This window comes from Mesorhizobium sp. LMG17149, assembly GCF_024518695.1.
Taxonomy (GTDB): domain Bacteria; phylum Pseudomonadota; class Alphaproteobacteria; order Rhizobiales; family Rhizobiaceae; genus Mesorhizobium.
Map to the genome: position 1 here is coordinate 62322 of NZ_JANIFL010000008.1, position 19309 is coordinate 81630.

Here is a 19309-nt window from a genome sequence, read left to right on the forward strand (position 1 = left end):
TGTGGCAAGGAAAAGGCGGCACGGCTAAACAAATAGGCTCCGCTCCCGCTCCACCATCTTGGTGATGAAGCTGGCGACGATCTGGACGCGGCGCAGCGGCCTGACCGATTCGTGATAGACCAGCCAGTAGGCACGGCGGATCGGCGCGACCACATCGACGGATACCAATTCCGGCATCGAGCGGGCGACGAAGGTGTGCAGGATGCCGATGCCGGCGCCCGAGCGCACCGCCTCGGCCTGGCCGAGCGCCGAGGAGATGGCGAAACTGGTGCGCCAGTCGGCGCTGAATTCGCCCGCATAGTCGAGCGAGGGACTGACGATGAGGTCGGGTACGTAGCCAATGAGCGTGTGCTGGCCGAGCTCGGCGGCGGTTTTGGGCAAGCCATGCGCTTCAGCATAAGCGCACGAGGCAAACAGGCCGAGCGAGTAGTCGACCAGCTTTCCCGCCACCAGCCGGCCTTCTGTCGGCCGCTCGACGGTGATGGCGATGTCCGCCTCGCGGCGCGACAAGGAAAAGGAGCGCGGCACCGGCACAAGCTGGATCGTCAGCTCGCGGTGCAGGGCGGTCAGTTCGCCGAGGCGCTTGGCCAGGAAGGCGACACCAAAACCATCAGGCGCGCCGATGCGCACCGTGCCGGAAACGTCGTCGCCTTCGCCTGAAATGGTCGAGCGCGCGGCGATCATGTCGCCCTCCATGCGCTCGGCAATGTCGAGAAAACGCTCGCCGGCGGGCGTCAGCTCGCTGCCGGTGGTCAAGCGGCGAAACAGCTTTGTCCGCAGCGCTTCCTCGAGTGCGGCGATGCGGCGTGAGACGGTGGCGTGGTTGAGCTCCAGCCGTTTGGCGGCGCCAAGGATCTGGCCTGCGCGCGCCACGGCGAGGAAGATGCGGACGTCATCCCAGTTCATGGGGAGGGTCCAGATGACAATTATCGACGCTGCGTTCTGTGGTGGAACTCAATCTCTCAATCCGCACGGCAGCAATTGCATCCCACCATTTGCGGGAATTGATGCTCGCTCGTCAATCGTTATCTATTCTCCGCACAACGGTTGCGTTCTCACTCGCGTTGCCATCCGCCGGCCAAAGGCGGACAATGCAGCATCACAAACAGGGAGAGAAATCATGATCGACTATGGTCATTTCATTGGCGGCAAGCATGTCGCCGGGACCAGCGGCCGCAAGCAGGATGTCATGCAGCCGATGGACGGCTCGGTGCGCGGCACGGTGGCGTTGGCCTCGCAGGCGGAACTGCGCGCGGCGGTCGAGAATGCCAAGGCAGCGCAGCCGAAATGGGCCGCGACCAACCCGCAGCGCCGCGTACGCGTGCTGATGAAGTTTCTCGAACTGGTCGCGCGCGACTATGACGAACTGGCCGACATCCTGGCGCGCGAGCACGGCAAGACGATCGCCGATGCCAAGGGAGACATCCAGCGCGGCCTCGAAGTGGTCGAGGTCTGCATCGGCGCACCGCACATGATGAAGGGCGAATTCACCGACGGCGCCGGCCCCGGCATCGACGTCTATTCGATGCGCCAGCCGCTCGGCGTGGTCGCCGGTATCACGCCGTTCAACTTCCCGGCGATGATCCCGCTGTGGAAGATCGCGCCGGCCATCGCCTGCGGCAACGCCTTCATCCTGAAACCGTCGGAACGCGATCCGGGCGTGCCGATGCGCATCGCCGAACTGTTCCTCGAAGCCGGTCTGCCGGCGGGCATCCTCAATGTCGTCAATGGCGACAAGGACGTGGTCGACGCCATCCTCGACGATCCCGACATCAAGGCCATCGGCTTTGTCGGCTCGACGCCGATCGCCCACTACATCTATTCGCGCGGCACGGCCGCCGGCAAACGCGTGCAGTGCTTCGGCGGTGCCAAGAACCACATGATCATCATGCCCGATGCCGACATGGACCAGACCGTCGATGCGCTGATCGGCGCCGGCTACGGCTCGGCCGGCGAGCGCTGCATGGCGATCTCGGTCGCCGTCCCGGTCGGCAACGATACCGCCAACCGGCTGATGGAAAAGCTGATCCCGCGCGTCGAGAGCCTGAAGGTCGGTCCTTCGACGGACTCTTCCGCCGATTTCGGCCCGCTGGTGACGGCGCAGGCGTTGGAACGGGTCAAGGGCTACGTGGATACCGGCGTCAAGGAAGGCGCCAAGCTGGTCGTCGACGGCCGCGGCTTCTCCATGCAGGGCTATGAAGACGGCTACTATATGGGTGGCTGCCTGTTCGACAACGTCACCGCGGACATGCGTATCTACAAGGAAGAGATCTTTGGGCCGGTGCTCTCTGTTGTGCGCGCCCCGACCTATGAGAGCGCGATCAAGCTCGCCAACGATCACGAGATGGGCAATGGCGTCGCCATCTTCACCCGTGACGGCGATGCCGCGCGCGACTTTGCAAGCCGTGTCCAGGTCGGCATGGTGGGCATCAACGTGCCGATCCCGGTGCCGATCGCCTACTACACGTTCGGCGGCTGGAAGGCATCTTCGTTCGGCGATCTCAACCAGCACGGCCCGGACGCGTTCCGCTTCTATACCAAGACCAAGACGGTGACCTCGCGCTGGCCGTCCGGCATCAAGGATGGTGCCGAATTCGTCATTCCGACGATGAACTGACCGGACGATTTCTTGGTTGCGCGTCCTCGCCTTCGGCTGCGGTCGCGCGGGCGGGCATCAAGGATGGTGCCTAATTCGTCATCCCGACGATGAATTGACCGGACAACAAATTGATTTGTATTAAGGCCCGGGCGCTCGCGCCCGGGCCTTTTTTGCAATCCGGCCGCGACCCTATCCGCTTGAACGCTAATGTGATGGAACCAAGTAGGTTCTGCCGTCTTGGTTTGCAGTCCTGCCGCAAGGAGGTACGGCAGATCAAGCAACGGCGCTGGCGACAGCTTCGGGGACATCGTCTGGCGCAAGGAGGTGTCAGATGACCCGTCTTGTGGCAACGCTATTTTTCGTGGCAATTTCTGCGTTTCCCGCCGTCCCGGCGCTGGCGGCGCAATGCGCGGCCCGTGCGGATATGATCAAAGCGCTCGGCGAAAAATTCCACGAAAGCGAGGCGGCGCGCGGCCTGGTCAACCCGAGCCTGATTCTTGAGATATTCGTCTCCGACCAGGGTACCTGGACAATTCTTGCCACCGACACGCATGGTCAGAGCTGCGTCATCACGGCAGGCGAAGGCTGGGACGGTCCGTTGATGGCGGCGGCTGCCTTGCCCGGGACTTGACCCGAGCTTCGAGGAAGCACCGGCGACGAAAGCGCACCGGATATAAAAGGACGTTCAGCGCGTGGCGGCCGTCTCGGCGTGGCCGCGCAGCAGCGCCATCAGGCGTTTGGCATCCTTGGCCGCGGCCTCCTCGTCGCCGGCAAGGATCGAGCGGATCAGCGCGACATGGTGCTCGGCGGATTCGGCAAGGCCGGTCTCGGCCTTGTAGCGGAACCAGAAGCGGCGGCTATGGGTCTGCAAGGGGGCGGCCAGACGGGCGGCGAAGGGATTGTCGGCAGCCAGCGCCAGCGCTTCGTCGAGTGCCTTGTCGGCCTGGATGAAGGCAAGCACATTACCCGAGATCACCGCCTTCTGCATGGCAAGCGCTGCTTCGTGAAACAGGTCGGCGGCTTCGCGGGTGACGAAGCGGGCGGCCGAGCGGGCGAGCACCACCTCGACGCCGCGACGCGCATCGAGGACGCGCAACCAGTCGCCGGGATGGAGCGGGGCGATGGCGATGCCGGCGCGCGGCCTGACGTCGAGCAGCCCTTCCCATGCCAGCCGCTGGATCGCTTCGCGCACCGGTGTCCTGCCAAGCCCGAGCCTGTCGATCAGAGCGCCCTCGGTGACGAAGCTTGCCGGGGCCAGTTCGAGCGTGACGATCATGTGCTCGAGCACATGGTAGGCCTTGGTCGCGGCCGGCTCTGCCGGGAGGCTTGCTGCCATGGATATCAAATGCGCTCTCCTGATATATCTTGAATATATCATAACGGAATCCGCATTGACAGCGGGTTTGTTAATAGATATACCACTGATATATCAGATGGAGAGATGATCATGTGGACCGGAGTTTTCCCTGCCGTCACGACCAAATTCACCGCGGATGATCGTCTCGATCATGCCGAGATGGAGCGCTGCTTCAGCCTGCAGATGGAGGCCGGCTGCGACGGCATCATCGTCTGCGGATCGCTCGGCGAGGGGCCGATGCTGTCGCCCGACGAGAAGATCGAGGTGCTGAAGACCGCACAGAAGGTCGCCGGCAAGAAGCCGGTGCTGCTGACCGTCAACGAGGCCGGCACACGCGAGGCGGCCAGCATCGCCAAGCGCGCCGCCAAAGAAGGCGCCAATGGCCTCATGGTCGTGCCGAGCCCGATCTACCACACCAATGCGGAAGAGACGGTCGCGGCGCTGCGCGCGGTCGCGCAGGCGGGCGACCTGCCGGTCATGATCTACTCCAACCGGCTTGCCTACCGCGTCGACGTCACCGTCGACCAGATGGAGGAGCTAGCGTCGGACAAGCGCTTTGTCGCGATCAAGGAATCCTCCGACGACATCCGTCGTTCGACCGAGATCATCAATCGCCTGGGCACTCGCTACGACCTGTTCACCGGCGTCGACAATCTGGCCTTCGAGGCGCTCTCGGTCGGCGCCATCGGCTGGGTGGCGGGACTGGTCACAGCCTTCCCGCGCGAGACCGTCGCCATCTTCCAGCTGATGAAGCAGGGCCGCCGCGAGGAGGCGCTCGCCATCTACCGCTGGTTCCGGCCGCTGCTCGATCTCGATGTCTCGACTTACCTGGTCCAAAACATCAAGCTTGCCGAAGTGTTCGCGATCAACACAAATGACCGCGTTCGCATGCCGCGGCAGCCGCTGTCTGGCGAGCGCCGCAAGGCTGTCGAGAAGATCGTCAAGGATGCGCTCGCCGTGCGGCCGAAGCTGCCGACATTTTGATGGCTTTCTTCTCCCCGTTCACGGGGAGAAGATGGCGGCAGCCAGATGAGGGGCAGCGCCTACGTGTCAGGAAATTCCAAGTCGACAGAAGCGGCGCGCCGCCCCTCATCCGCCCTTCGGGCACCTTCTCCCCGTGAACGGGGAGAAGGCTTGGACATCGCCATCATCGGTGGCGGCATCATCGGCATCTGTGCCGCTGCGTCTCTCGCCGAGGCCGGACGCCGGGTCACCGTCTTCGACCGCACCGGCATTTGCGAGGAGACGAGCTCCGGCAACGCCGCCGCCTTTGCCTTTTCCGATGTGCTGCCGCTGGCCCACAAGGGCATGATCCGGCAGCTGCCGAAATGGCTGGCCGATCCGCTTGGCCCGCTCAGCATTCCGCCCGCCTATCTGCCGAAGCTTCTGCCCTGGCTGGTCCGCTTCTGGCGCGCCGGTGCGCTGGGAAAATACGAGGTGAGCCTTGCTGCTCAGGCGGGCATGATGAAGCTCGCCGAGGCGGAGTGGATGGGCCTGCTCGATCGCTCCGGCACGCGGTCGATGCTGCGCGAGGATGGCTCGCTCGAGCTCTATGAAAGCGAAGCCGAGTTCCAGGCCGGGCTGCCCGGCTGGGCGGCGCGTGAGCGTTTCGGCATCGGTTTCCGCCATGTCGAGGGCGAGGAGCTGGCCGCCTTGCAGCCGGGGCTGTCGCCGCGCTTCATCAAAGGCACGTTCGTGCCGGGATGGAAGACGGTCGCCGACCCGAAACTGCTGGGCAAGGCGGTGTGGGCCTACGCACAAAGCAAGGGTGCCCGCTTTGAGATGGCCCGGATCGGCCAAGTCGCGGCGGATCAGGATGGTGCGACGCTGACATTGGCAGACGGCACGACCAGACAGGCGCGACACCTCGTCGTCGCAGCAGGCGCATGGTCGCATCTGCTGGCGAAGCAACTCGGCGATCGCATTCCGCTGGAGACCGAGCGCGGCTACAACACCACGTTGCCGACGAGTGCCTTCGACGTGAAGCGGATGCTGATCTTCTCCGGCCATGGCTTCGTCGTCACGCCGCTCGCAACGGGCCTGCGTGTCGGTGGCGCCGTCGAACTCGGCGGCATCGAGCGGCGGCCCAATTATGCCAGGTCTAAGGCGCTGCTGCAGAAGGCGCAGAAATTCCTGCCGGGGCTCGATCCCTCGGGTGGGCGCGAATGGATGGGGTTCCGCCCCTCGCTGCCGGATTCAGTGCCCGTCATCGGCGGCGCGCCGGGAAGGCGGTCGGTGGTCTATGCCTTCGGCCATGGCCATCTCGGCCTGACCCAGGCGGCGGCCACCGGACGGTTGATCAGGGATCTAGTCCTGGGGCAGACTCCACCGATCGAACTGGCCCCCTTCAGTCCGCAACGATTTTGATATTTTCGGGTTTTGATTTTCGAGGAGCGTCATGGCCAAGAAATCCTTCTTCTGCATAGACGGCCACACCTGCGGCAATCCGGTGCGGCTGGTCGCTGGGGGCGGCCCGCTGCTGCAGGGCGCGACGATGATGGAGCGGCGTGCGCATTTTCTGGCCGAGTATGACTGGATCCGCACCGGCCTGATGTTCGAGCCGCGCGGCCACGACGTGATGTCCGGTTCGATCCTCTATCCGCCGACGCGCGAGGATTGCGACATCGCCATCCTGTTCATCGAAACCTCCGGCTGCCTGCCGATGTGCGGCCATGGCACCATCGGCACGGTGACGATGGCGATCGAGCACGGTCTGATCAAGCCGAAGACGCCGGGCGTGCTTCGGCTCGACACGCCGGCCGGACTTGTCATCGCTGAATACAAACAGGTCGGCGACTATGTCGAGGAGGTGCGCATCACCAATGTGCCGTCCTTCCTCCATGCCGAGGGGCTGACGGTCGAATGCCCTGGGCTCGGCGAAATCACCGTCGACGTCGCCTATGGCGGCAACTTCTACGCCATCGTCGAACCACAGAAGAACTATCGCGACATGGCCGATTATTCGGCGGGCGACTTCATCGCCTGGAGCCCGGTGGTGCGCCAGCGGCTTAACGAGAAATATTCCTTCGTCCATCCCGAGAATCCTGGCATCAACCGGCTGTCGCACATGCTGTGGACCGGTGCTCCGACGGTGGATGGGGCGGATGCCCGCAATGCCGTGTTCTACGGCGACAAGGCGATCGACCGCTCGCCCTGCGGCACCGGCACCTCGGCGCGCATGGCGCAGCTTCATGCCAAGGGCAAACTCAAGGCCGGCGACAGCTTCGTCCATGAATCGATCATCGGTTCGCTGTTCAAGGGCAAGGTCGAAAAAGACGTCACCGTGGCCGGCAAACCGGCCATCATTCCCTCTATCGGCGGCTGGGCGCGGATGACCGGACTGAACACCATCTTCATCGAGGACCGCGACCCGTTCGCGCATGGATTTGTTGTCAAGTGATGGGAATCCTGACCTTGCGGAAAGCGAGGGCTTGAAAAATGGATCATGCCAAAAACGCAAGGATTCCTTTCATCACCTAATTTTGACGGCGATTTCTTCGAAACGGAGCGCATGATGCGGTCGAATCGTCAAAGACATTGCGTTATGCCAATGGTAGGGTCCGCGATAGTCCAGGGGCCGGATGGTGGAAAACGGGCAATCGGGTAGCGTGCTTCGAAAACACGCATGACGATTGAAAAATGACGTTGCAATCCGGGCTCGAAACTTTACGACTAGGGGAAATACGAAAAGGAATGCGTCTGCATGGGCGACATTCCAGGGGAGCCATGTACACATGCAGTACTTTGTCCAGCAGCTTATCAACGGGCTGACGCTGGGATCGATCTATGGGCTGATCGCGATCGGCTACACGATGGTCTACGGCATCATCGGCATGATCAATTTCGCCCATGGCGACATCTTCATGGTGGGTGCCTTCACAGCACTGATCGTCTTCCTCGCCCTTGGCGCGCTGTTCTATTCCGTGCCGGTTGTGCTGGCGCTGCTGGTCATGATGATCGTGGCGATGCTGCTCACCAGCCTCTACAACTGGACGATTGAAAAAGTCGCCTACCGGCCGCTGCGCGGTTCGTTCCGACTGGCCCCGCTGATCACCGCCATCGGCATGTCGATCGCGCTGTCGAACTTCGTCCAGGTGACGCAGGGTCCCCGCAACAAGCCGATCCCGCCGATGGTCAGCCAGGTTTACAACATCAACGGCATCAGCGTGTCGCTGAAGCAGATCATCATCGTCGTCGTCACGGCGCTGCTGCTGGCGCTGTTCTGGTATCTGGTCAACAAGACCTCGCTCGGGCGAGCGCAACGGGCCTGTGAGCAGGACCGCAAGATGGCGGCGCTGCTCGGCATCGATGTCGACCGCACGATCTCGATCACCTTCATCATGGGTGCGGCCCTTGCCGCGGTCGCCGGCACTTTGTTCCTGATGTATTACGGCGTCATTGCCTTCTCGGATGGCTTCACGCCGGGCGTGAAGGCCTTCACGGCGGCGGTGCTGGGCGGCATTGGTTCGTTGCCGGGTGCTGTGCTCGGCGGGCTGATGATCGGCTTCATCGAGAGCATGTGGTCGGCATATTTCTCGATCGACTACAAGGACGTCGCGGCGTTCTCGATCCTGGCCATCGTGCTGATCTTCCTGCCTTCCGGCATATTGGGCCGGCCAGAAGTCGAAAAGGTCTGAGACCATGGCCGTCACCGTATCTCCGGAGCGCGACACCGTCGCCACGCCTATGCAGCGCGCGTTGCGCGAGTCACTTTATGCCGCTGCCATATCGTTCGGCCTGTTCGTGCTGTTCATCGGCCTGAAGACCGGCCAGAACATTTCCAATGAACTGGTCCTGACGACGCGCTGGGGCCTGCTTGCCGCCGTGGTGATCGCCACGGCCATCGGGCGCTTCCTCTATGTCGCTTATGGCCAGCCCTTCCTGGCCAACCAGAAGATCACCGACGTCGCCACTGGCCTGTTGCCGGCCAGCGTGGCGTCACGTTTCTTCCAGTTGCCGGCCTTCATCGTGGCCTTGGTCGCGGCGGTGGTGTTGTTTGCGGTCAATAGCTCTCTCGTCGGATGGGTGGGAGCCGTGCCGGCCGGCTATCTGCAGTTCCTGCGCGCCCTGGCAATCATCTACGTGCTGGCCTGCGTGATCTATTACTTCCGCGGTTTCATTCACGCCAACTTCACCAAACTCGGCATTGCCGCGCTGATCCTCTATCCGATCCTGGTGGTGGCGATCCTGTCGCTGATGTCCTGGTCGTTCGTCGGCGGGCTGCAAGGCTCGCTGAAATGGGTCGACAATTTCGGCATCCAGATCCTGATCTATGTGATGCTGGCCTGGGGCCTGAACATCGTCGTCGGCCTCGCCGGCCTGCTCGACCTCGGTTATGTCGCCTTCTACGCGGTCGGCGCCTATGCCTATGCGCTGCTCGGCACGCAGTACGGCCTGTCGTTCTGGATCCTTTTGCCGGCCGCCGGCGCCATGGCCGCCTTCTGGGGCGTGCTGCTCGGCTTCCCGGTGCTGCGCCTGCGCGGCGACTATCTGGCGATCGTCACCTTGGCTTTCGGTGAGATCATCCGCCTGGTGCTGATCAACTGGCGCGAGGTCACCAACGGTTCGGCCGGTATTTCCGGCATCCCGAAGGTCACCTTCTTCGGCCTGATGACCTTCAACGTGTCGGACCCCAATTACATCGCCAAGGTGCTGCATCTGGCGACATCGAGCGCCTACTACAAGATCTTCCTCTATTACCTGATCCTGGCGCTGGCGCTGCTGACAGCCTTCGTCACCATCCGGCTGCGGCGCATGCCGGTCGGCCGTGCCTGGGAAGCGTTGCGGGAGGACGAGATCGCCTGCCGCTCGCTCGGTATCAATACCACCACCACGAAGCTCACAGCCTTCGCCACGGGTGCGATGTTCGGCGGCTTCGCCGGCGCGTTCTTCGCTGCACGGCAGGGCTTCGTCAGCCCGGAATCCTTCGTCTTCCTGGAATCGGCCATCATCCTGGCCATCGTCGTTCTCGGCGGCATGGGTTCGCTGGTCGGCATCGCGGTCGCCGCAATGGTGATGATCGGCGGCACCGAGGCATTGCGCGAACTCGACTTCCTCAAGCAGGTCTTCGGGCCGGACTTCACACCGGAGCTCTACCGCATGCTTCTGTTCGGTATGGCCATGGTCATCGTCATGCTGTGGAAGCCGCGCGGCTTCGTCGGCAGTCGTGAACCAACCGCCTTCCTCAAGGAGCGAAAGGCTGTCTCAAGCTCCTTCACCAAGGAAGGACACGGCTGATGAATGCGAACCCTGTTCAGAAGGCCAATTCCGGCGTGAACGACGCTATCCTGCAGGTCGATCATCTGTCGATGAAGTTCGGTGGCCTTGTGGCCATCGGCGATCTGTCTTTCGCCGCCAAGCGCGGCGAGATCACCGCGCTGATCGGCCCTAACGGCGCCGGCAAAACCACGGTGTTCAACTGCATCACCGGTTTTTACAAGCCGTCGGAAGGCATGATCACGCTCAACCGGAACGATGGTTCGACCTTCCTGCTCGAGCGGCTGCCCAACCATGAGATCCCGGCGCGCGCCAAGGTGGCGCGCACCTTCCAGAACATCCGCCTGTTCTCCGGCATGACCCTGCTGGAGAACCTGCTGGTCGCCCAGCACAACAAACTGATGAAGGCATCGGGCTACACGGTCCTCGGCCTGTTCGGCTTCAGCGGCTATCGCAAGGCTTCGGCCGAATCGGTGGAACTCGCCAAGCATTGGCTGGAAAAGGCCGATCTTGTCGACCGTGCCGACGACCCGGCCGGCGACCTGCCCTATGGCGCGCAGCGCCGCCTCGAGATCGCTCGCGCCATGTGCACGGGACCCGAGCTTCTGTGCCTCGACGAACCGGCGGCCGGCCTCAATCCGAAGGAATCGGCGGCGCTGAACGAGCTGCTGATCGACATCAAGAACACATCCGGTACCTCGATCCTGTTGATCGAGCACGACATGTCGGTGGTCATGCAGATCTCCGACCATGTCGTGGTGCTGGAGTACGGCCGCAAGATCTCCGACGGCAGTCCGCAGTCGGTGCGCACCGACCCGCGCGTCATCGCCGCCTATCTCGGCGTCGACGACGAGGAAGTCGAAGCGGTCCTTACCGAAGTCGGCGACGAAGATGTCATCGAACAGCTCGATACAGGGCCGGATGCCGCGCATGGTCCGGGAACATCGTCGTCCTATCTCGCCGGGCCGGTGACCGACACGGTCGGCCATAGTTCGGGCGAGCGGGTTACGGTGGCCAAGGGAGCGTCAAAGGCCGGTCAGGTTGACGCCAGGTCGCTCGCCGCGGCAAACAAGGCAGCCTCGCTGGCAGCCGTGCCGGCAGCGAAGGCAAAGCCTGCTCCGAAAGCGGCTTCAAAGGCGGCAACCGGCGCGGCGGCGACGTCGACCGCGTCGGCCAAGCCGGCAGCCAAGGCCCCGGCAAAGGCTGGAGAGATCTCCAACCGGCTGGCGGCACCTCGCGGCGGCAAGGCCGATAATTTGACCCGCATCAAGGGCATCGGCACGGTCAACGAGAAGAAGCTCAACGATCACGGCATCTTCCATTTCGACCAGATCGGCGCCTGGAAAAAGGCCGACGTCGAGGCCGCCGAAGCCTATCTCGCCTTTGACGGACGTATCGCGCGCGAGGAATGGGTCAAACAGGCCAGGCTGCTCGGCCAGGGCAAGGACACGGAATTCTCGCGCCGCGTCGATGCGGGCAAGGTGGCGACAAGCCATGCTTCCGCAAAGACTGCAAAGGCAGCCACCGGAAAGACCGGGAGCAAGACCGCTGCCAAGCCCGTGGCGGGCAAGCGCGGAGGGGGCAAGTGATGGCCGCGACAACACTGCTCGATATCAAGGGCGTGCAGACCTATTACGGCAACATCCGGGCGCTGAACGGCGTCGATGTCACCGTCAACCAAGGTGAGATCGTGGCGCTGATCGGTGCCAACGGCGCCGGCAAGTCGACGCTGATGATGACTATTTTCGGCGCGCCGCGGGCTCGCGCCGGCACCATCACCTTTGCCGGCACCGACATCACCCAGATGCCGACGCACGAGATCGCGCGCATGCGCATTGCCCAGTCGCCCGAGGGCCGGCGGATATTTCCGCGCATGACGGTGATGGAAAACCTGCAGATGGGCGCCAGCCTCGACAACCTCAAGCACTATGACGAGGACGTCGAGAAGGTGTTCACGCTGTTCCCGCGTTTGAAAGAGCGCATCACCCAGCGCGGCGGCACGCTGTCGGGCGGTGAGCAGCAGATGCTGTCGATCGGACGCGCGCTGATGGCACGGCCGAAGCTGCTTTTGCTCGACGAGCCGTCGCTGGGTCTCGCGCCGCTGATCGTCAAGCAGATATTCGACGCCATCCGCGAACTGAACCGCACCCAAGGGCTGACCGTGTTCCTGGTCGAGCAGAACGCCTTCGGCGCGCTCAAGCTCGCCACGCGCGGCTACGTCATGGTCAATGGCAATGTGACGATGAGCGGCACCGGCAAGGAACTGCTCGCCAATCCGGAAGTGCGCGCCGCCTATCTCGAAGGCGGGCACCACTGAGTTCGGAGCGGAATGCGTGCATCCGCCATTCCGCTCCAGATTGTTTGTTTGTCGCATGATCTTGTCCGGAAAGTCCGCAACTTTTCGGGATCATGCTAAGGAGACTTCACCATGCAGGGCATTCTTTACGAGGAACCCTCGATCTGGCAGTTCTTCTTCGTCACCTGTCTGCTCGGCGGCTGGGCGGCGTGGATGACGGGCAAGGCCAGTGCTCAGACGTGGCGCAGCTTCATCCAGCTGTTCGCCTATATGCTGGGCCTCGGCATCGCGATCCGCTTCATCCATCACGCGCTGTTCGGCGGCACCATGTTCTCGCTGCACTATTATGTCGTCGACACCATCGTGCTGATGATCCTCGGCTTCGTCGGCTACCAATACACGCGCACCAACCAGATGGTGACACAGTATAATTGGCTCTACGAAAGAGCTTCACTCTTGAGCTGGAAACCGAAAGGTTGACGTTCATCATTAACGCCGTCTCGAAATTGAATCGGCGTGACAAGTGCCTGAAAATCGGCAAACTATGCTTTCTGCGATAAGGGTGGGCATCGCATGAAAGCTTCATCCACGCCCACTCCGTTAATGGGAGCGTTTAAATGAAAAAGTCACTTTTGTCCGCCGTCGCCCTGACCGCGCTTGTCGCGTTCGGCGGTGCCGCGTGGGCTGACGTAATGGTCGGCGTCGCTGGCCCGATCACCGGTCCGAATGCCGCCTTCGGCGCGCAGTTGCAGAAGGGTGCGGAAGCTGCTGTCGCCGACATCAATGCGGCTGGCGGCATCAATGGCGAGCAGATCAAGCTCGAAGTCGGCGACGACGTTTCCGATCCGAAGCAGGGCATCTCGGTCGCCAACAAGTTCGTCGGCGACGGCGTCAAGTTCGTGGTCGGTCACTTCAACTCCGGCGTCTCGATCCCGGCCTCGGAAGTCTATGCCGAGAACGGCATCGTCGAAGTGACGCCGGCCGCAACCAACCCGCAGTTCACCGAACGCGGCCTGTGGAACGTGTTCCGCACCTGCGGACGCGATGACCAGCAGGGCAGCATTGCCGGCGCTTATCTGGCCGCCAACTTCAAGGATGCCAAGATCGCCGTCGTGCACGACAAGACCACCTACGGTCAGGGCCTTGCCGACGAAACCAAGAAGGCGATGAATGCCAAGGGCCTGACGGAAGTCATGTACGAAGGCATCAATGTCGGCGACAAGGACTTCTCGGCGCTGATCGCCAAGATGAAGGAAGCCGGCGTTTCCATCATCTATTGGGGCGGCCTGCACACCGAAGCCGGCCTGATCATCCGCCAGGCCGCCGACCAGGGCCTCAAGGCGACGCTGGTCTCCGGCGCCGGCATCGTGTCGAACGAGTTGGCTTCGATCGCGGGCGACGCGGTTGCGGGCACGCTCAACACGTTCGGTCCGGATCCGCGCCTGATCCCCGCCAACAAGGAACTCGTCGAGAAGTTCCGCGCGCAGGGTTTCGAACCGGAAGCCTACACGCTCTACTCCTACGCAGCCATGCAGGCGATCGCCGCGGCAGCCACCGCTGCCAAGTCGAACGATCCGCAGGCAGTTGCCAAGGCGCTGCATGAAAACGGCCCGTTCAAGACCGTGCTCGGCGACCTGTCCTATGACGCCAAGGGCGACCCGACGCTGCCCGGCTACGTCATGTACGAATGGAAGAAGGGCGACGACGGCAAGTACACCTACATCCAGAAGATGTAAGCTCGTCAGTCTCCAGACCATGTACGATGCCCGGCGCTCGCGCCGGGCATTTTCTTTTGCCATCACGGGGGGCGGCCGATAGAGCCGGGTTCTTAGCCGGTGAATGATCGTGCGCTAACTGCAAAGCCGGGCTTTTCTTGCTGTTCGGATGAATGCGAAGGGCTTCTGGCTCAATGATTCCATTTCAATCGGTTTAAACGCACGTCAATTTTGTTTGCACTGCAGCATTTTCACGCTAATCATTGCGCCGATTTCTCTTCCTTCCGTTGCTGGAGCCCAGTCCTTGGCCATCACGAAGATCCTCGTCGCCAACCGGTCCGAAATCGCCATTCGCGTTTTTCGCGCGGCCAACGAACTCGGCCTCAAAACCGTGGCGATCTGGGCCGAGGAAGACAAATACTCCCTGCATCGCTTCAAGGCCGACGAGAGCTACCAGGTCGGACGCGGGCCGCATCTGACCCGGGACATGGGGCCGATCGAAAGCTATCTGTCGATCGAGGAGGTGATCCGCGTCGCCAGGCTGTCGGGTGCCGATGCTATTCATCCCGGCTACGGATTGTTGTCGGAAAGTCCCGAATTCGCCGACGCCTGTGCCGAAGCCGGCATTACCTTCATCGGGCCGAAGCCGGACACAATGCGGCGGCTCGGCAACAAGGTCGCGGCGCGCAATCTCGCCATCGAGGTCGGGGTGCCGGTGATCCCCGCCACCGATCCGTTGCCGGATGACATGGAGGCGGTCAAGAAACTGGCCAAGGGAATCGGCTATCCGGTGATGCTGAAGGCGTCATGGGGCGGCGGCGGCCGCGGCATGCGCGCCATCCGCGCCGAAGCCGACCTTGCCCGTGAAGTCACCGAGGGCAAGCGCGAGGCGAAAGCCGCCTTCGGCAAGGACGAGGTCTATCTTGAAAAGCTGATCGAACGCGCCCGCCATGTCGAGGTGCAGGTGCTGGGCGACACCCATGGCAATGCGGTGCACCTGTTCGAGCGCGACTGTTCGATCCAGCGCCGCAACCAGAAGGTCGTCGAGCGGGCGCCGGCGCCCTATCTCGAAATGTCGCAGCGCGAGGAGCTTTGCGGCCATGCGCTGAAGATCGCCCGCGAGACCAGTTATATCGGCGCCGGCACGGTCGAGTTCCTGCAGGATGCCGACACCGGCAAATTCTATTTCATCGAGGTCAATCCGCGCATCCAGGTCGAGCACACCGTCACCGAGCAGGTGACCGGCATCGATATCGTCAAGGCGCAGATCCACATCCTCGACGGCTTTGCCATCGGCACACCGGAATCAGGCGTGCCGGCGCAGAAGGACATAAGGCTGAACGGCCACGCGCTGCAGTGCCGCATCACCACGGAAGATCCCGAACACAATTTCATCCCCGATTACGGCCGCATCACCGCCTATCGCGGCGCAACAGGCTTCGGCATCCGCCTCGATGGCGGCACCGCCTATTCGGGCGCTGTCATCACCCGCTTCTACGATCCGCTGCTGGAAAAGGTGACGGCGTGGGCGCCGACGCCGGCCGAGACGATCGCCCGCATGAACCGGGCGCTGCGCGAGTTCCGCATCCGCGGCGTCGCCACCAACCTGACTTTCCTCGAAGCGATCATCAACCATCCGAGCTTCGCCGACAATTCCTACACGACCAAGTTCATCGACACGACGCCGGAACTGTTCCAGCAGGTCAAGCGCCAGGACCGCGCCACCAAGCTCATCAACTATCTCGCCGACGTCAGCGTCAACGGCCATCCCGAGACGCGCGGCCGGCCGCAGCCGAAGGCCGATGCGGCCGCACCCGTGGTGCCTTACCTCAACGGCAATGTGCCCGGCGGCAGCAAGCAGAAGCTGGATGTGCTCGGGCCGGAGAAGTTCGCCGCCTGGATGCGCGATCAGAGGCAAGTGCTGGTCACCGACACGACGATGCGCGATGGCCACCAGTCGTTGCTCGCCACCCGTGTGCGAACGCATGACATTGCCGGCATCGCCGGTACCTATGCGCGCGCCTTGCCGCAGCTTCTATCGCTGGAATGCTGGGGTGGCGCCACCTTCGACGTCGCCATGCGCTTCCTCACCGAGGATCCGTGGGAGCGGCTGTCGCTGGTGCGCGAGGCGGCGCCCAATCTGCTGTTGCAGATGCTGCTGCGCGGCGCCAATGGCGTCGGCTACACCAACTATCCCGACAATGTCGTGCAGCATTTCGTCAAGCAGGCAGCAAGCGGTGGCATCGACCTGTTCCGGGTCTTCGATTGCCTGAACTGGGTCGACAACATGCGCGTCGCCATGGATGCGGTCGGCGCCGAGGGCAAGCTGATCGAAGCGGCGATCTGCTATACCGGCGACATCCTCGATCCGGCGCGGGCGAAATACGACCTCAAATACTATGTCGGCCTGGCCAAGGAATTGCAGGCGGCCGGCGCCCACATCATCGCCGTCAAGGACATGGCCGGACTGCTGAAGCCGGCGGCGGCACGCGTGCTGTTCAAGGCGCTGCGCGAGGCGACCGACCTGCCGATCCATTTCCACACCCACGACACGTCGGGCCTGTCGGCGGCGACGGTGCTGGCGGCGGTGGAAAGCGGCGTCGACGCCATAGACGCGGCGATGGATGCTTTCTCCGGCAACACCTCGCAGCCATGCCTTGGCTCGCTCGTCGAGGCGCTGAAGGGCACAGAACGCGACCCCGGTCTCGACCCGCAATGGATCAGGAAAATCTCGTTCTACTGGGAAGCGGTGCGCAACCAGTACGCCGCCTTCGAAAGCGACCTCAAGGGGCCGGCCTCGGAAGTCTATCTGCACGAGATGCCGGGCGGGCAGTTCACCAATCTGAAGGAACAGGCGCGCTCGCTCGGACTGGAGACGCGCTGGCACGAGGTGGCGCAGACCTATCACGACGTCAATCTGATGTTCGGCGACATCGTCAAGGTGACGCCGTCCTCCAAGGTCGTCGGCGACATGGCATTGATGATGGTCAGCCAGGACCTGACCGTTGCCGATGTCGAAAACCCGGACAAGGATATCGCCTTTCCGGACTCGGTCGTCTCGATGCTGCGCGGCGATCTTGGCCAGTCGCCAGGCGGGTGGCCGACGGCGCTGCAGAGGAAGGCGCTGAAGGGCGACAAGCCGATCACGGTGCGGCCCGGCTCACTGCTCAAGCCAGCCGACCTCAAGGCCAACCGCAAGGAAATCGAGGAGAAGCTCGAGCGCAAGCTGTCGGAGTTCGAATTCGCCTCGTGGCTGATGTATCCGAAGGTGTTCACGGATTTCGCCGGCGCGCAGGAAACCTATGGGCCGGTCAGCGTCCTGCCGACGCCGACCTATTTCTACGGCATGAAGCCGGAAGACGAGATCTTCGTCGACATCGAGAAGGGCAAGACGCTGGTGGTGCGCTGCCTGGCCATCGGCGATGTCGACGAGAAGGGCATGGTCACCGTGTTCTTCGAGCTCAACGGCCAGCCGCGTCGTGTCAAGGTGCCCGACCGGGCGCATGGCGCGTCCGCCGCCAAGGCCCGCCGCAAGGCCGAACCCGGCAACGAGGCGCATGTCGGCGCACCGATGCCGGGCGTCGTCTCGGCGCTTTCGGTGGCTGCCGGCCAGGCTGTGAAGGCCGGTGACGTGCTGCTTTCCATCGAAGCGATGAAGATGGAGACGGCGCTGCATGCCGAGCGCGACGGCACGGTCGCCGAGGTGCTGGTCAAGGCAGGCGACCAGATCGATGCCAAGGATCTGCTGATCGCTTTCAATTAGAGTTCGCAAAACGGACTGGCTGTCGGCTTCTGGCGGCAGCCCCTTGTGGCTTGGTCGATAACGGCTTGACCCGCCGCCGCCGGTCGGGCATCGAACCGGCTCAAATTTTGCCGCAGTCGTCCGCGAGTCGCGGAGCCGATGCTTTTGGAGAAAAATATGGCCGACGATATCACCGATACCAGCCAGACTGTTGCCGCCGGCCAGCTGCGTGCCTTCATCGAGCGCATAGAGCGGCTCGAGGAAGAGAAGAAGACGATTTCCGACGACATCAAGGAAGTGTTCGCCGAGGCCAAGGGCACCGGCTTCGACACCAAGGCGATGCGCACGATCATCCGGCTGCGCAAGAAGGACCAGGCCGAGCGTCAGGAAGAGGAAACCATCCTCGATCTGTACAAGGCCGCACTCGGTATGGTGTAGAGACTGTCTGGAAATTCTACTCTGGCGGCCATCTGTTGGCGTTTTCTGCGCTTCCGGTGCTCGCGTACTTTAAGTACGCTCCGCTCCGGTTCTCGAAACCACCACCATATGACTCGCCAGAGCGAATTTCGAAACAGTCTCGGGCCGAGCATGATGCCGAAGCGAGCATCGAGCCATGAGCGAATTCGACTTCGGCGCCCGCCGCGCCTCTGAATTCCGCCAGCGCGGCTTCTGGACGCTGTTCGCCGAGCGGCATCCCGAAGAAAGGGCTCTGATGGCGAGGCGCGGACCCTGGTTCTGGCAGCGCGGGCTGCCCGACTTCGCCTTGGTTCTTTCCATGTATGTTGCGCCGGCGCAGAGCCAGGTCGGCGTCTTCTTCGGTCGCAACGAGAAGTTCGGCGCCACGCAGGCGTGGTCGCGGTTGAAGCCATTCCAGCCCGATATCGAGGCCAGGCTGAAGCTCAGGCCGGAACAGAGTTGCGAGGGTCTTGGCATCAACTCGATGTGGCGGGTGAACTGCTGTGCCGAGGACAACTGGCCAGCCATGGCCGACTGGCTGGTGACCGAATGCTCGCGTATCGAGCGCGCGGTAACCGAAGTCCTGGGGCAGGGATAGACATCCGGTGTTGCCAGAAGGTATCGGCTCCTTTTTCCGCTCACGCTGGCAAGGCCAGGTGCCGCTCGACCGGCTGTTCTGGCGCGACCTTGTCCTCGTCGGCACCGCGGTCAGCATCGCCGCATCGGTGCTGGCGCTCGTTCTGCTCGGATTGAAGTTGCCGCTCGGGCTTGTGCTGGCAGTGCATTTCGCGTCGGTGCCCTACAGCCTGTTCCTAACCTTGGCGGTGTGGCGGACCACCGAAAAGATACCCGGTGCCAAGGCCTGGATGATGACGCTGGGCGCTACGCTGTGGCTGGTGGCGATGATCGTGGTCTGATCGTCTGCCCA

General features: G+C 62.8%; 17 protein-coding genes. 15 read left to right on the forward strand and 2 right to left on the reverse strand.

The window, feature by feature from the left end:
• Positions 1 to 24: 24 nt before the first annotated feature.
• On the reverse strand, positions 25 to 906 hold the full coding sequence (locus tag NP945_RS19835; RefSeq protein ID WP_127268690.1) for a LysR family transcriptional regulator: 882 nt from the start codon (positions 904 to 906) through the stop codon (positions 25 to 27).
• A gap of 214 nt (positions 907 to 1120) precedes the next feature.
• On the opposite strand from NP945_RS19835, the gene NP945_RS19840 reads away from it, so the two are divergent.
• Positions 1121 to 2617, forward strand: a complete 1497-nt coding sequence (locus NP945_RS19840; protein WP_023811796.1) for a CoA-acylating methylmalonate-semialdehyde dehydrogenase — start codon at positions 1121 to 1123, stop codon at positions 2615 to 2617.
• A gap of 313 nt (positions 2618 to 2930) precedes the next feature.
• Positions 2931 to 3230, forward strand: a complete 300-nt coding sequence (locus NP945_RS19845; protein ID WP_256747316.1) for a hypothetical protein — start codon at positions 2931 to 2933, stop codon at positions 3228 to 3230.
• 54 nt (positions 3231 to 3284) lie between these two features.
• Here NP945_RS19845 and NP945_RS19850 read toward each other — a convergent pair whose 3' ends face one another.
• Entirely contained in the window at positions 3285 to 3935 is a 651-nt protein-coding gene (locus tag NP945_RS19850; RefSeq protein ID WP_256747317.1) for a GntR family transcriptional regulator, read from the reverse strand.
• A 111-nt stretch (positions 3936 to 4046) separates the two neighbouring features.
• Between NP945_RS19850 and NP945_RS19855 the strand changes: the two genes are divergently transcribed.
• From NP945_RS19855 to NP945_RS19915, 13 genes are all read left to right on the forward strand, one after another.
• Complete coding sequence (locus NP945_RS19855) at positions 4047 to 4940, forward strand: dihydrodipicolinate synthase family protein (RefSeq protein WP_256747318.1); 894 nt, start codon at positions 4047 to 4049, stop codon at positions 4938 to 4940.
• A 45-nt stretch (positions 4941 to 4985) separates the two neighbouring features.
• The gene (locus NP945_RS19860) at positions 4986 to 6323 is read left to right on the forward strand and encodes an FAD-binding oxidoreductase (RefSeq protein WP_256747319.1); all 1338 of its coding nucleotides are present in this window, start codon (positions 4986 to 4988) and stop codon (positions 6321 to 6323) included.
• Between the two features lie 31 nt (positions 6324 to 6354).
• On the forward strand, positions 6355 to 7356 hold the full coding sequence (locus NP945_RS19865; protein ID WP_128362834.1) for a 4-hydroxyproline epimerase: 1002 nt from the start codon (positions 6355 to 6357) through the stop codon (positions 7354 to 7356).
• Between the two features lie 334 nt (positions 7357 to 7690).
• Positions 7691 to 8593: a branched-chain amino acid ABC transporter permease gene (locus NP945_RS19870; RefSeq protein WP_127267457.1), complete on the forward strand. Its 903-nt coding sequence runs from the start codon at positions 7691 to 7693 to the stop codon at positions 8591 to 8593.
• Between the two features lie 4 nt (positions 8594 to 8597).
• Positions 8598 to 10193: a high-affinity branched-chain amino acid ABC transporter permease LivM gene (gene livM / locus NP945_RS19875; RefSeq protein ID WP_256747320.1), complete on the forward strand. Its 1596-nt coding sequence runs from the start codon at positions 8598 to 8600 to the stop codon at positions 10191 to 10193.
• A complete protein-coding gene (locus NP945_RS19880) occupies positions 10193 to 11761 on the forward strand; it encodes an ATP-binding cassette domain-containing protein (protein ID WP_256747321.1) in 1569 nt (522 codons plus the stop codon). Before livM ends, NP945_RS19880 begins: the two co-directional genes overlap by 1 nt.
• Positions 11761 to 12489 (forward strand): ABC transporter ATP-binding protein, encoded by a 729-nt coding sequence (locus NP945_RS19885; RefSeq protein ID WP_027037230.1) that lies wholly within the window; start codon positions 11761 to 11763, stop codon positions 12487 to 12489. Before NP945_RS19880 ends, NP945_RS19885 begins: the two co-directional genes overlap by 1 nt.
• A gap of 111 nt (positions 12490 to 12600) precedes the next feature.
• Positions 12601 to 12948, forward strand: coding sequence for a DUF6867 family protein (locus NP945_RS19890; RefSeq protein ID WP_023811804.1), 348 nt, complete (start codon positions 12601 to 12603; stop codon positions 12946 to 12948).
• Between the two features lie 137 nt (positions 12949 to 13085).
• Positions 13086 to 14204 (forward strand): branched-chain amino acid ABC transporter substrate-binding protein, encoded by a 1119-nt coding sequence (locus NP945_RS19895; protein WP_256747322.1) that lies wholly within the window; start codon positions 13086 to 13088, stop codon positions 14202 to 14204.
• A 283-nt stretch (positions 14205 to 14487) separates the two neighbouring features.
• Positions 14488 to 17946, forward strand: coding sequence for a pyruvate carboxylase (pyc, locus tag NP945_RS19900; protein ID WP_256747323.1), 3459 nt, complete (start codon positions 14488 to 14490; stop codon positions 17944 to 17946).
• A gap of 156 nt (positions 17947 to 18102) precedes the next feature.
• On the forward strand, positions 18103 to 18363 hold the full coding sequence (locus tag NP945_RS19905; RefSeq protein WP_013529099.1) for a DUF2312 domain-containing protein: 261 nt from the start codon (positions 18103 to 18105) through the stop codon (positions 18361 to 18363).
• A 175-nt stretch (positions 18364 to 18538) separates the two neighbouring features.
• Positions 18539 to 18979, forward strand: coding sequence for a hypothetical protein (locus tag NP945_RS19910; RefSeq protein WP_256747324.1), 441 nt, complete (start codon positions 18539 to 18541; stop codon positions 18977 to 18979).
• A gap of 7 nt (positions 18980 to 18986) precedes the next feature.
• Positions 18987 to 19298: a hypothetical protein gene (locus tag NP945_RS19915; protein WP_127270382.1), complete on the forward strand. Its 312-nt coding sequence runs from the start codon at positions 18987 to 18989 to the stop codon at positions 19296 to 19298.
• The last annotated feature ends 11 nt before the right edge of the window (positions 19299 to 19309 follow it).